This is a genomic window from Streptomyces sp. NPDC102279 (assembly GCF_044766365.1).
In the GTDB taxonomy this organism is placed as follows: Bacteria; Actinomycetota; Actinomycetes; order Streptomycetales; family Streptomycetaceae; genus Streptomyces.
Genome location: NZ_JBIWLU010000004.1, coordinates 507,661 through 521,265 on the forward strand (window position 1 = coordinate 507,661; position 13,605 = coordinate 521,265).

At 69.6% G+C, this 13,605-nt stretch carries 8 protein-coding genes; 5 read left to right on the forward strand and 3 right to left on the reverse strand.

Annotation, left to right across the window (positions count from 1 at the left end; genetic code table 11):
- The first annotated feature begins 86 nt into the window (after nucleotides 1–86).
- The 3 genes from ACIRQH_RS12300 (at nucleotide 87) to ACIRQH_RS12310 (ending at nucleotide 5,918) form a co-directional block, all read left to right on the forward strand.
- The gene (locus tag ACIRQH_RS12300; RefSeq protein ID WP_404225548.1) at nucleotides 87–4,265 is read left to right on the forward strand and encodes a SpoIIE family protein phosphatase; all 4,179 of its coding nucleotides are present in this window, start codon (nucleotides 87–89) and stop codon (nucleotides 4,263–4,265) included.
- Nucleotides 4,265–4,552 (forward strand): STAS domain-containing protein, encoded by a 288-nt coding sequence (locus ACIRQH_RS12305; RefSeq protein ID WP_358818528.1) that lies wholly within the window; start codon nucleotides 4,265–4,267, stop codon nucleotides 4,550–4,552. Before ACIRQH_RS12300 ends, ACIRQH_RS12305 begins: the two co-directional genes overlap by 1 nt.
- A 208-nt stretch (nucleotides 4,553–4,760) precedes the next feature.
- Complete coding sequence (locus ACIRQH_RS12310) at nucleotides 4,761–5,918, forward strand: N(5)-(carboxyethyl)ornithine synthase (protein ID WP_388878336.1); 1,158 nt, start codon at nucleotides 4,761–4,763, stop codon at nucleotides 5,916–5,918.
- 72 nt (nucleotides 5,919–5,990) lie between these two features.
- On the opposite strand, the gene ACIRQH_RS12315 is transcribed toward ACIRQH_RS12310, so the two are convergent.
- From ACIRQH_RS12315 to ACIRQH_RS12325, 3 genes are all read right to left on the reverse strand, one after another.
- Nucleotides 5,991–8,183 carry an MMPL family transporter gene (locus tag ACIRQH_RS12315; protein WP_404225551.1) on the reverse strand — a complete coding sequence of 731 codons (2,193 nt, stop codon included), beginning with the start codon at nucleotides 8,181–8,183 and terminating at the stop codon, nucleotides 5,991–5,993.
- 231 nt (nucleotides 8,184–8,414) lie between these two features.
- On the reverse strand, nucleotides 8,415–9,530 hold the full coding sequence (locus ACIRQH_RS12320) for a methyltransferase domain-containing protein (RefSeq protein ID WP_388878343.1): 1,116 nt from the start codon (nucleotides 9,528–9,530) through the stop codon (nucleotides 8,415–8,417).
- Nucleotides 9,531–9,564: 34 nt separating this feature from the next.
- The gene (locus tag ACIRQH_RS12325) at nucleotides 9,565–9,771 is read right to left on the reverse strand and encodes a hypothetical protein (protein WP_404225553.1); all 207 of its coding nucleotides are present in this window, start codon (nucleotides 9,769–9,771) and stop codon (nucleotides 9,565–9,567) included.
- A gap of 605 nt (nucleotides 9,772–10,376) precedes the next feature.
- Between ACIRQH_RS12325 and ACIRQH_RS12330 the strand changes: the two genes are divergently transcribed.
- Nucleotides 10,377–11,993 carry a hypothetical protein gene (locus ACIRQH_RS12330; protein WP_404225555.1) on the forward strand — a complete coding sequence of 539 codons (1,617 nt, stop codon included), beginning with the start codon at nucleotides 10,377–10,379 and terminating at the stop codon, nucleotides 11,991–11,993.
- 64 nt (nucleotides 11,994–12,057) lie between these two features.
- Entirely contained in the window at nucleotides 12,058–13,515 is a 1,458-nt protein-coding gene (locus ACIRQH_RS12335; RefSeq protein ID WP_404225558.1) for an amidase, read from the forward strand.
- Nucleotides 13,516–13,605 lie beyond the last annotated feature (90 nt).

Below are 13,605 nucleotides of genomic sequence, written 5' to 3' on the forward strand. Positions count from 1 at the left end.
GACCCTTGCGCGCGGAGGGGACCGCACAGTGGACACCGACAGACCGCCCCTCGGGCATCGGCCTGTCGTGAAGGAAGGGGTGGACTGTGACGCGTTCCGAGGATGCCGTGCCGGAAGCGGAAGCGGAGGCAGCGGCTGGCGGCGGTGTGTTCGCCGCGGACGTGGCGGTCGGCCGGGACCTGGCACTGGTGGACTGGGCGGGGACCACCTCGCTCGGCGACCCGGAGAGCTGGCCGCAGAGCTTGAAGACCGCCGTCAGCATCCTTCTGTCGTCGAAGTTCTCGATGTGGATGGCCTGGGGGCCGGAACTCACCTTCTTCTGCAACGCCGCGTACCGGCGCGACACCCTCGGCCGGAAGTATCCGTGGGCTCTGGGACGGCCGGCGGGCGAGGTCTGGGCGGAGATCTGGGACGACATCGGTCCCCGTATCGACACGGTCCTCGTCACCGGCGAAGCGACCTGGGACCAGGCGCTGCTGCTCTTCGTGGAACGCTCGGGGTACCCGGAGGAGAGCTACCACACCTTCTCCTACAGCCCGTTGCGCGACGATGCCGACCAGGTCGTCGGGATGCTGTGCGTGGTCAGCGAGGAGACCGAACGCGTCATCGGCGAACGACGGATGACCACCCTCCGCGACCTCGGCTCCGACCCCAGTGTGGTGCGTACCGAGCAGGAGATGCTCGACTTCGCCCGCCGGCAACTGAGCCGCAACCCGCAGGATCTGCCCTTCACGCTGACCTACCTCTTCCAGGACGACGGCAGCGCCGCCCTGGCGGCGGTCACCGGAGTGGAGAGCGGTCACCCCGCCGCTGTGGAGTTGCTCCCTCCGGGCTCCGAGACGGTGTGGCCGACGGCCGCCGCGGCCCTCGGCGAACCTGCGCTCGTGCCGTTGGAAGGCGCCCCCTTCGTGAATCTGCCGGCGGGGGAGTGGCCTCAACCGCCCGTCCAGGCACTGGTGGTGCCGCTGAAGCAGCAGGGAGGCTCCCCGTACGGATTCATGGTGGTCGGCCTGAACCGCTACCGCGCCCTGGACGAGGGGTACCGCGGCTTCGTCGAACTCGTCGCCGGCCATGTCGCCACCGGAGTCGCCAGTGCCCGCAGTTACCAGGCGCAGCAGCGGCGCGCGGAGGAACTCGCGGAACTGGACCGGGCGAAGACGACGTTCTTCTCCAACATCAGCCACGAGTTCCGTACGCCCCTGACCCTGATCATGGGGCCCGTGGACGAACTGCGCGACAAGCTCGCGGGCGCGGATCCGGGCGTGCGGGAGGAACTGGACGTCATCCACCGAAACGGCCTGCGCCTCGGCAAGTTGGTCAACACACTGCTGGACTTCTCCCGCATCGAGGCCGGCCGGATGCAGGCGCGCTACGAACCGGTGGACCTGGCCGCGGTCACCGGTGAACTCGCCAGCGTTTTCCGTTCCGCCGTCGACAGGGCCGGCCTGGACTTCCAGGTCGACTGCGTCCCGCTGCCCGAACCGGTCCACGTCGACCGGAACATGTGGGAGAAGGTCGTCCTCAACCTGCTCAGCAACGCGCTGAAGTTCACCTTCGAGGGCTCGATACGCGTCACCGTGGACGCCGAGGACGGCCGGGCCGTCGTCACGGTCGACGACACCGGCATCGGCGTCGCCGCAGACGAGATGCCCCGGCTGTTCGAGCGGTTTCACCGGATCGAGAACGCCCGTTCCCGCTCCAACGAGGGCAGTGGCATCGGCCTGGCCCTGGTGAAGGAACTCGTCGGACTGCACGGCGGCGACATCACGGCCACCTCCGCGGAAGGCCGAGGCACCCGGTTCACCATCCGGCTGCCGTTCGGCTCCGCGCACCTGCCGGACGAGGCCGTCCATCCGGAGCCGGCCACCGGCTCCGCCTCCACGACGACCGACCCCTTCGTACAGGAGGCCCTTCGCTGGCTGCCCGGCGAACGGGCCGGGACGGAGCCCGTCGAGGCCGCGAGCACCCCCGACGGGGGAGCCGACGGTTCCGGCACCGGCTCCGCGCTCCCCGCCCGGGTACTGGTCGCCGACGACAACGCCGACATGCGCGGATACCTCATCCGACTGCTGCGCGGCGCCGGGTACGCGGTCAGCGCGGTCGACGACGGCCGGGAGGCCCTGGCGGCGATACGCACGAACGCCTACGACCTGGTGGTCAGCGACGTGATGATGCCGCACCTGGACGGCCTCGCCCTGGTCGCGGCACTGCGCTCCGACCCGCGCACCGCCTCGCTCCCGGTGCTGCTGCTGTCCGCCCGCGCCGGACAGGAAGCGTCCATCGAAGGACTCCGGGCCGGTGCCGACGACTACCTCGTGAAACCGTTCGCGGCCGCCGAACTCCTCGCCCGGGTGCGCGCGAACATCGAGCTGGCGCGGCTGCGCAGCCACCACGCCCGCTGGCGCACCGCACTGGTGGACTCCCTGCAGGAGGCCTTCTTCGTCTGCGACGAGGAAGGCGCCGTCATCGAGATCAACGCGGCGTTCACCGACATCCTCGGCTACGGGCCCGAAGGCCTGCCGTACCGGCCGGTCCACCCCTGGTGGCCCGACGCCGCCACCGACTCCGCGGCGTATGAGCAAGTCAGTGAGGCCTTCGCCCTGCTGCTCGGCAACACCAGGGGCTCGTACACCATCCCGATCACCCACCGGGACGGGCGACGTCTGTGGGCCACGGCCACCTTCAACCAGGTCGACGACCCCGACACCGGACGCCGCGTCACCGTCGGTACCTTCCGCGACGTCACCGCCGACCACTACGCCATCCAGCGTGAAAGCGCCCTGGCAGCCCTGGGTACCTGCCTGTCCCGGGCCACCAGCCTCCCCGAGGCGCTGACCGGCGCGCTGGACGAGCTGAAGAAACTGTGGCGCGCCCGGTCGGTCCTGGCAGCGGTGTTCGACCACGGCGACGAACCCACCCTGACCTCGACCAGCGCGTCACCCAGCTGGGCGGGACTCCCCGCCGAACGCCGTGAGCGGCTCGGCGCCCTGCGCCAGGGGCCGATTCTGACCCCGGTGGCCGACCGCACCGGGGCAGGCATACTCCTGGAGTTCCCCAACGGGCCCCTCGCGCTGTGGATCGACCTCGGCGAGAACCGGCCCTTCACCGGAGAGGACCAGCTGTTGCTGTCCCTCCTGGCCGGCCACCTCGCCCAGGGTCTGCAGCGGGCACACCAGATCGACCAGCAGCGTGAGACCGCCATCGCCCTGCAACGCGCCATCCTCGGCCCGGCCCGGCTCCCCGACGGATTCGCCGTCCGCTACGAGCCCGCCACGCAGCCCCTGGAGGTCGGCGGCGACTGGTACGACACCGTCACCCTGCCCGATGGGCGGATCGGCATCGTCGTCGGTGACTGCGTCGGCCGGGGTCTCGAAGCCGCCAGCGTCATGGGCCAACTGCGCAGCGCCTGCCGCGCCCTGATGCTGCAGGACGCCAGTCCTGCCCGGACTTTGATGGCCCTAGACCAGTTCGCCGCCGGAGTTCCGGGCGCGGCCTGCACCACCGTCTTCTGCGGCGTCCTCGACACCGACACCGGACAGCTGACGTACTCCAGTGCCGGCCACCCGCCCGGCATCCTTGTCCAGCCCGAAGGCACCACCCGGCTCCTCGAGGACGGACGCTCCCTGCCCCTCGCCGTCCGTCCCGGCAAGGAGCGGCCCGAAGGTGCCTGCACCATCCCGGCCCGGTCGACCCTGCTGCTGTACACCGACGGGCTCGTCGAACGTCGTCGCCGCCCGCTCAGCGCGGGCATCGACCAGGCCGGCGAAGCACTTCAGGACGGGCGGGGCACCGCGGTCGACGAGCTGGCCACCCACGTCATGGCCCGGCTCGCCCCCGTCGACGGCTACGACGACGACGTCGCCCTGCTGCTCTACCGCCACCCGGCCCCGCTGGAGATGTCCTTCCCCGCGGAGTCCTCCCAGCTCGCCCCCGTCCGCAAGTCACTGCGCAGCTGGCTCGACCAGTGCGATCTGCCGCCCACCACCGTGCAGAACGTCCTGGTGGCGGCAGGCGAGGCGTGCGCGAACGCCATCGAGCACGGCCACCGCGACGCCCCCGGTGACGCCATCCACATCCGAGCCGAGGCATTCGTCGACAACCTGCACCTGACCATCGCCGACACCGGCCGCTGGAAAGCGCCGCAGCCGGAACTCAACACCCACCGCGGTCGCGGGATGGGTCTGATGCATGCCCTCATGCAGCAGGTGACCATCACCCCCGGCCCGTCCGGCACCACCGTCGACATGCATACGAGGATCGCCTGATGACCACTTCCCTGACCCTCACCCGCGGACGACGGCCCGACGGCATCGCGCTCCTGACGGCCGTCGGCGAGATCGACATGAGCAACACCGAGGAACTGGCCGACGCCCTCACGGACATGACCGGACCTCTGGTGCTCGACCTCACCGGTGTCGAATACCTCGACAGCGCCGGACTCAGCGTGCTCTTCCCCCACGCCGACCGCCTCGAACTGGTCACCAATGCGCTCCTGGAACCCGTCCTGACCATCTCGGGCCTCACCGACCTGACCACCGTCCACCCCACATAACCGCACGTGGTCGTAGCGGGCGAGCGGCGTCGGGTGCGGTGGACCCGCGCGTCGGCGCAGGACGATCATGAGCGTTGGGAGGCGACGGGACGGGAGTACGGTGGCGGTACCGAGCGCACCTCGCACGCCGTCATCCGTTTCGGCGTCGCCCTCGGGGAACGGCAATGGCCGGAGCACACCGCGTCCGGTCGGAGATGAGCCGCCCCACATGAGTCTGATGAGTCTCGGAGTACTCGCTTCCTCCCGCAAGGAGAACGAGTTCCGTCTGCCCCTGCACCCCCGACACCTCGACCGGATCGCTCCGGACATACGCGAGCGCATCTTCCTCGAACAGGGCTACGGCGAACGGTTCGGCGTCGCCGACGACGCCCTACGACCACTCGTGGCAGGTCTGCGCACCCGTGAGCAACTCCTCGCCGAGTGCGACGTCCTGCTGCTGCCCAAACCGATGCACGAGGATGTCGCCGAGCTGCGCGAGGGGCAGGTGCTGTGGGGATGGCCGCACTGCGTCCAGGACGAGAAGATGACGCAGATCGGTATCGACCGACGGCTGACCTTCATCGCCTGGGAAGCCATGAATCACTGGACGTCCAGAGGCGCCTTCAGCGTCCACGTGTTCCACAAGAACAATGAGCTCGCCGGCTACTGCTCGGTGCTGCACGCCCTTCAGCTCGGCGGGCTGACCGGCAGCTACGGGCGCCGGCTGCGGGCGGTGGTCATCAGCTTCGGCGCCACGGCGCGCGGGGCGGTCACGGGCCTGGGCGCCATGGGGATCTCCGACGTCACGGTGCTCACGCAGCGCGCCGCCGCAGCGGTGGCTTCGCCGATGCCCTCGGTCGTGATGGGCCACTTCGCGGAGCGGGAGGACGATCCCTCGCAGCTGGAGGCCGTCACCGCGAACGGTTCCGTGCCGCTGGCGGAGTACCTGGCCGGGTTCGACGTCATCGTCAACTGCGTCCTGCAGGACACGGACGCGCCTCTCATGTTCGTCACCGAGGAGGAGCTCGCCCTGTTCCGCCCCGAGACCTTCTTCGTCGACGTCGCCTGCGACGAGGGCATGGGCTTCGAATGGGCCCGCCCGACCACGTTCGGCGAGCCCATGCACTCCGTGGGTCCGGGTTGCCACTACTACGCGGTGGATCACAGCCCGTCCCACCTGTGGAACTCCGCCACCTGGGAGATCAGCGAGGCGCTGCTTCCCTACTTGCGCAAGGTCTTGAGCGGCCCCACCGCATGGGACTCGGACGTCACGCTCAGAAAGGCCATCGAGATCCGCGACGGAGTCGTCCAGAACCCGAAGATCCTCTCCTTCCAGCACCGGTCGGCCGCCTACCCGCACGCGGCCGAGGTTCCCGCGGTCCGCTGAGCCGAGAGGCAGTTCGGCAGGTCTGCCGGGCCGCGTGTTGCCGGCCCGGCAGACCTGCCGACTGTACGGATGCTAGCCGCGCCGTCCCGAGGGATCGTCGGCGAAGACGTCCTGGTCCTCGTCGGTGACCGGTCCGGTGCCGACGGCGTCGGCTCCGGTGCCGGCCGGCTCCTCGTGGGCCCGGTCCGCGTGGCCCGGCCACCATGCCGCGTGGCCGATCAGGGCGGTGAGGCTCGGCGTGAAGAACATCGCCATCACGAAGGCGGCGACCGCGATGCCGAACGAGACCGCGAATCCCATCTCCGTGAGCAGTGCGTTGCCCGCCAGCATCATCGTGGCGAACGTCGCCGCGAGGATGAAGCCGGCCGCGGCAACCGTCGGGCCGGCGTGCCGTAGCGCCATGCCGGCCGCTTCACGTGGATCTCGGCCTTCGCGGGCCTCCTCACGAAGCCGGGCGATCATGAGGATGTTGTAGTCCGTGCCGATGGCGACCACGAACAGGTACATGATCACGGGCAGCATGAACATCAGGCCCGAGTGCCCCTGCCCATCCTGGAAGATCCACACGGTGGCGCCGAGGGTCGCGCCGAACCCGAGCCCCACCGAGGCCATCAGGTACAAGGGCGCGACCACACTGCGCAGCAGGAGTCCCAGGATGATCATGATCAGGATCGCGGCGACGGGGAAGACCGTCCGGTAGTCGTGGTTGACCGCCGCGTCGATGTCCTTGTAGATCGAGGACATGCCACCGACGAGGGCCTCGGTGCCCTCGGGCGCGTCGGCGTGTGCGACGTCCCGCACCCTGCCCACCGTGTCGATCGCCTGGTCCGTCGACGCCTCGTACTTGAGCGTGACCGTGAAGTCGGCGGTCGTGCCGGCCTTGTTCACCTGGGTCATGCTCGCGCTGGCGACACCGTCGACCCCGCCGAGGCTCTTCTCGTAGGCGGGGAAGGCGGCCCTGTCCAGCGGCTTGCCGTCGGTGCTCGACAAGTAGACGTCGGTGGGTGCGGCGGCGCCCGCCGAGTACGCCTTCTGCATCTCGTCCTGGACGACCATGGACTCCTTGGTCTTGGGCATGGAGCCCGACGCCAGGTCGAACGTGGCGTTGTATCCGAACACGCCGAGGGACAGGGCGACCAGGACGAGACCGGAGAGTGCGGCGGTCAGTGCCGGGCGGCGCTGCACACCGCGGCCGAGGGCGGCGAACCGGGCGTTCTCCGGCTCCTGTTGCCAGGACTTCGAGGGCCAGAAGACCTTGGGTCCGATGAGCGAGACCACGGCCGGGGCCAGGGTCAGACCCGCGACCAGGGTGACAGCCACCGAGATGGCGAGTGCCGGACCCATCTGCTTGAGGAAGCCCAGCGTGGACAGCACCAGCGCCAGGAAGGCGATGATGACGGCGCCCGCCGCCGAGGCGATGGCCTCACCGACCCGGCCCACCGCGTTGATCATCGCCTCCTTCGACTCGTCTCCTGCCCGCAGGCGTTCGCGGTAGCGGAAAATCAGGAACAGGAAGTAGTCCGTGCCCACGCCGAACAGCACGACGATGAGGATCGAGGACACCGAACTGTTGGCCTGGAGGTCGAAGAGCTTGGTGGCGTAGGCGATCAGCCCGTTGGCGATGGCGGCCACCACGCCGATCAGGATCAGGGGGAGTACGGCCAGGATCGGCGCCCTGAAGATGATCAGCATGGTCACCAGGATGATCAGGAAGGTGCCGATCCCGATCAGGGCCTGACCGCGCTTGGACGAGTCCTGTTGGTCGAGCGCCTGCGCGGCGGAGCCGCCGAGCTTGACGTCGAGATCCGTGCCCTTGGCCAGTTGCTTGACGTCGTCCCGCAACACCTTGGCCGCGTCGGCCTGTTTGGGCTGGCCGGCGTTCTTGCTGTCCATCTGGACCAGGGTGAGGTCGTACCTGCCGTCCTTGGACGGCTGGCCGGGGACGACCTTCTGCACCTGGTCGATGTTCTTCTTGCCCAGCTCGGTGGTGATCCGGGCGACGTCCTTCTTGTCGGCGGCGGTGAGCTTGCCGCCGTCGGTGCGCTGGTACAGCGCGATCGCTGACGGGGTGAAGGCACCGGGGAACGCCTTCGCCTGGAGATCCGCAGCTTTGATGGACTCGTAACTCTTGGGCAGGAAACTGCTTTCGTCACTGTTCGAAGGCAGGCCCGGAGCCGTGGCGACGATCGCCACGGCCGCGATGAGCCATGCCACGATCGTCCAGACGGGATGTCGGACGACGGTGATCCCAATACGTCGAAACATGCGGGGGGTCCTCCTGGGCAGGAAGATCACCACAGCCCGGGGGCGGACCCCGGCATCGGCGACCCTGACCGGCCTTCCCATCGAGCCGGTCGAATGGTTGTCTTGGGCTCTGATCGTAGTGACCGCAGTCCTCGCTCGCCGCATCGGGCCGTTACTGGGGTGAGTCTCGTGTCGGTGGAGGGTGTCGGGGCCACGCGACGCTCCTCGTGCGGTGTCCTCGCACATGGCGGATCAGGCTACGAGGAGGCGAAGGCCGAGTTCGGCAGCGTCGAGAGCGACGAGGTCGCGGTTGCGCTCGGCCCACCGGCCCGAGGAGAGGTCGTCGCGCAGTCTGTCCACCGCCCGCCGCTCCGCCTGGGGGCCGACTCGGGTCCAGACCGACACCGCGCGGCGCACGGGTTCGTCCAAGTAGGCCTCGGGCCGCCGCCAATGGGCCTCGAAGAAACCGTCGGCGCAGTCCCACGGCACGAGCACCGGCTCCGCGCGCCCCCCGATCGCGCGGGTCAGGTCGGCCAGCGAGGGCCAGTCGACAAGAAGGTCGGCGAACTCGGGCAGGTAGTCGCGGGTGAGCCAGAACCTCTCACGCCGGCCGGTGTCACCGGCGTCGTATGTGAACACCACCACGCGGCGGGCCACGCGCCGCATCTCCCGCAGGCCCGCGATCGGGTCCCGCCAGTGATGAACGGTGCTGAAGGCCATCGCCGCGTCGAAGGACTTGTCCTCGAACGGGAGGCTCTCCGCCGCGGCGGCCACGCACGGCGCCGCGTCCGCGGGACGCTGCGACCGCATGACCGCCGACGGCTCCACCGCGACGACGTCGCGATCGGGCGGCTCGTACGAGCCGGTGCCGGCTCCGACGTTCAGCACTGTCCGCGCGTCCCCGAGCGCGTCCCAGACTCGCGCGGCGATCCGCGGCTCGGTTCGCCGCGTCGCCGGGTAGGCGGACCCGATGGCATCGTACAACTGTGCTCCGAACACGTTGAGTTGCTCCTCCGGCGTCGTCCTGATCCCCATCGCCCGTGCCCCCAGTTCCCTGTCGATCGCCGTCACCATGGCGACAGCACGGTCGCTCTGTTCCAGCAGCAGGCCGCGCAGTCGGCGCAGGTGAGCGACCGCGTCGGTGGCCGGGTCGTCGACCAGGTCCGCGATCTCGCGTAGCCCGAAACCCAGTCGCCGATAGGCCAGCACCTCCCGCAGCCGCTCCACATCGCCCGCCGCATAGGCCCGATAACCGGCCCCGGTTCGCGCCGACGGACGCACGAGGCCGATCTCGTCATAGTGATGCAGCGTGCGGACGCTCACGCCGCCCAGCGCCGCCACCCGTCCCACCGTCAGATGCTCCTCCACGCCGCCGACTATGCGGCATGACGCCACGTGAGGGTCAACGGCTCCGTGCTGGGCGGCTCCGGTGCAGGGTCTCGTCGTGCGTGCACACAGGTTCGGGATCCTGGGCGAGGCAGAGGGTGAACACCTGCCCGTCCTTCCTCGTGACGGCGATGAAGGTGCACATGTCGTCCTTGCCGTCCACGGCGATCATGCCGCCTCGTGTGAGGGACTCGTCGGTGAAGGAGGAACCCGAGTCGTTCATGGGCCCGAAGAACTCCCAATGGCCCTTCGTCGCCGCTGGGCATGAGCCCGGCTCGGCGCCCGGGGCGTGATCGAGCCCGACCCCCCTCAGCGTGTGATCGCCGGCGAAGTCGATCCGCACACCCTCGTCGTTGGCCCATTTCGCGACCAGCGACGCCTGGCTGATGGGCGGAGGCGGCGGTCCGACGCCGCATGCCACCCCGACGCAGCCCAGCACGCCGACCAAGGTCGCGATCCGCCGGCACCTGACAGTTCCCCGCATCGTGTTCACCCTCCCCAGATTTTGAACGTGTTCAGAATAGTCCTCTCGGTGTCGCCGGCCGGAAACGGGGGTGCGCCCGCGCGACGCCCGGGCGTTCGGGCGGAGGTGAGCGGATGACAGGACGCTCTCGGATGTCCTGTCGGCCCTCGACCTGGTCGAGGCAACGGACCGGACGAGCGCAAAGGGGCGCCAATGCTGTCCGGGCCTCAGCGAGATGCCCGTCGGGCGGGCAGTGCTGAAATCGCAACGATCCGGAGCGCAACCATCCCTTCCCGTGGCGAGTCCAGCCATCCGAACGACACGTGTGTGCGTTCCGGACGGCGCGGGTGAGACGGGTGTGGGGTATGGGACAGGTACGGCGATGGACTCGACCGGCGGCACTGCTGATCGGAGCGGCCGGACTCGGTGTGGCGGTGCTGCCGGGAACGGCGAACGCGGCCGACACGAAGCTGTCGATCGACGCCCAGGAGACGTACTACGCCTACCAGTACGGCGAGGGCCCGCCCGGTGACGGTGATCTGTTCCTGCTCGACCTGAACCTGAGCGCCCCCGAGGGCACCGAGCCGCTGGCCAAGAACGTCAAGCTCACCATCGACGCCACCGACCTGGAGGGCAAGGCCCTCATCACGGGCGACGGCGGAGCCTGCTCGCGTTCGGGGTACGTCTACACCTGCACGTACACCTCGATCGACGGCCTGACCAGCGTCCAGCCCTTCTACATCAAGGGCGCCAAAGGCGTGAAGGCCGGTGCCTCCGGCGACATCCGCTACACCGCCGTCTCCAGCGACGCGGGCACGGCCACCGCCACGACGCACGCGATCATCGGTGGCCCCAAGCTGCTCACCCAGCGGGAGAAGAAGGTCACCGGCGTCGCGCCCGGAGGAAGCTTCGACATCACCCCGGCCATCGCCAACACCGGCCCGCTGGCGGCGCCCCAGGGCATCGGCGTGAAGTTGTTCGGCGAGGAGGGACTGAAGGTCGCCGAACAGTACAGCAACTGCCGGTACCGGCCGATGCCGCAGCCCACCGCGTACTGCACCTTCGACACCCCCATCGAGCCCGGGACGGCGTACGCGTTCGACAAGCCGTGGCACTTCACCGCGTCGGACGACCTGATGTACGCCACCATCAGCTACCTCACCTGGCCGCTCGGCAGCGGCAACCCGTGGCAGTACGACAATCCGGCGGACTACACCGTCACCGGCAGCGGACCGGCGCTCGGCCTCAAGCCCGTCTCCGCCTCCGGTTTCCCCGACTTCGGCGGCTTCGTCGAGGTGTCCACCACCCAGCGCGCCGACTACCAGGCGCTGGGTGGTCAGGTCACCGGCGAGGTGGGCCAGACGGTGCCGGTGACCCTGGGCGTGAAGAACGGCGGCCCGGGCTCCATGAACCTCTACAGCCGCCCCGGCCAGGGCTCCGGCGTCTACCGCGTCACCCCGCCCGAGGGCACCGTGATCACCAAGATCCCCTTCCCCGGCGAGGACGACGACCACGCCTGCGGATCGCCGATCAAGGGCACCCTCACCTACGAGTGCGGGATATCGGACACCTTCCCGGCCGGCGACACCGACCAACTCACCTTCTACGTGCGCATCCAGAAGGCGGTCGCACACCCGAAGGCCGGTTCCATCGAGGTCATGGGCCGCACCGACTTCCCCAATCGCGACGATCGGCCGGGCAACGACTCCGCACCGGTCACCCTGAAGGTCACCGGCGGCGCCTCGTCCGCCTCGCCCTCCCCGTCCCCGTCCGCCTCGGCATCCGCCGGTACCGGCGCAGGCACCGGCGGTTCCGCCTCGACGTCCGGCGGCACCAGCACGACCGGCGGGGCGGACCCGCAGAGCGGCTCGATGGCCGCCACCGGTGCGGGCGGACTGCTGTGGATCGAGGCCGCGGCGGCTGCGGCGCTGGGGACCGGCGCGGTGGGCGTGGCGGTGTCGCGCCGCCGGGCACGCCGATAGCTCCATCCCCGTTGCGCGAAGCGGCATTTCATGGCCTGAACGGGGGGCAGGTACGTTCCGCGGCATGGACGAGAATCTTCAGACGGCCGAACAACTCGCGGCCGCTTTGCGTGCCGGCGAAGTGACCTCGGCGGAACTGACCGACGAGGCGATCGCCCGTATCGAGCGGGACGACACCGCGATCAACGCGATCTGCGTGCGGGACTTCGACCGTGCGCGGATCGCCGCGCGTGGTGCCGACGACGCGCGTGCCCGCGGAGAGGACCGCGCGCTGCTCGGCATCCCGGTGACGGTCAAGGAGTCGTACAACGTGGCCGGGCTGTCCACGACGTGGGGGATCCCGATACACCGGAACCACCTTCCGGCCGAGGATGCCGTGCAGGTGTCACGGCTCAAGGCCGCCGGGGCGGTGGTGCTCGGCAAGACCAACGTGCCCTTGGGGCTGCAAGATGTGCAGACCTTCAACGGGATCTACGGCACCACCAACAACCCCTGGGATCCCCGTCGTACGCCGGGTGGATCATCCGGCGGATCGGCGGCGGCCCTGGCATCCGGATTCGGCGCGCTGTCCATCGGCTCCGACCTCGCGGGTTCGTTGCGGACCCCAGCACACTTCTGCGGCATCTACGCGCACAAGCCGACACTCGGGCTGGCGGCGACGCGCGGAATGGTCCCGCCTCTCGCCCCGGCACTGCCGGACGCACACGATCTCGCCGTCGTCGGTCCGATGGCACGCTCCGCCCGAGATCTCACGCTCCTGCTCGACGTCATGGCGGGACCGGACCCTCTCACGCTCGGTGTGGCCTACGACGTGACGCTGCCGCCCGCGCGCCACGAACGGCTCCGCGACTTCCGGGTCCTGGTCCTTGACGAGCATCCGCTCATTCCGACGGGGGGCGCCGTGCGGGCGGGCGTGAAGCGGGTTGCCGACGTGCTCGTCGACGCGGGCGCCCGCGTCGAACGGCACAGCTCGTCGCTGCCCGACCTGACCGAAGCCGCCTTGCTCTACACGCAGTTGCTGTTCTCGGGCTCCGTGGCACAGTTTCCCGTCGAAGCGTACGAGCAGTTGAGGACTCGCGCCGCGCGACTGAGCGCGGACGACCGGAGTCTCGACGCGGCGCGACTGCGTGGCATGGCGTTCAGCCACCGCGACTGGATCGAGGCGAACGGCCGTCGAGAGTTCCACCGGCAGGGCTGGCGGCAGTTCTTCGCCGAGTTCGACGTCGTCGTGTGTCCCATCACGCCTACTCCCGCGTTCCCGCACGACCACCACCCCAATCCGATGGAGCGCCGGATCGACATCGACGGCGTCGAGTACCCGTACTTCGACCAGCTCGCCTGGGCCGGTCTGGCCACCATGCCCGGCCTGCCCGCCACTGCCGTACCGGCGGGCCGATCTCCCGACGGACTGCCGGTGGGAGTTCAGCTCGTCGGTCCGATGCTGGAGGACCGCACCCCCTTGCGGCTGGCCGAACTGCTGGAGGAGACGATGGGCGGCTTCCAGGCACCGAAGAAGGGCTGACCACTGTCCGTCTCCCTGCTCTCGCCGGGGCCACGGTGAAGCCGGAGTAGGCCGGGCACCACCCGGTCGTCGCGTCGGTGCGGGTGGTGG

Bases quoted from the DNA above. Each gene is read 5' to 3' on its own strand.
- ACIRQH_RS12325 (WP_404225553.1), bottom strand. From the start codon at position 9,771: ATGAACGACTCGGGTTCCTCCTTCACCGACGAGTCCCTCACACGAGGC.
- ACIRQH_RS12330 (WP_404225555.1), top strand. From the start codon at position 10,377: ATGGGACAGGTACGGCGATGGACTCGACCGGCGGCACTGCTGATCGGA.
- ACIRQH_RS12310 (WP_388878336.1), top strand. From the start codon at position 4,761: ATGAGTCTGATGAGTCTCGGAGTACTCGCTTCCTCCCGCAAGGAGAAC.
- ACIRQH_RS12315 (WP_404225551.1), bottom strand. From the start codon at position 8,183: ATGTTTCGACGTATTGGGATCACCGTCGTCCGACATCCCGTCTGGACG.
- ACIRQH_RS12335 (WP_404225558.1), top strand. From the start codon at position 12,058: ATGGACGAGAATCTTCAGACGGCCGAACAACTCGCGGCCGCTTTGCGT.
- ACIRQH_RS12305 (WP_358818528.1), top strand. From the start codon at position 4,265: ATGACCACTTCCCTGACCCTCACCCGCGGACGACGGCCCGACGGCATC.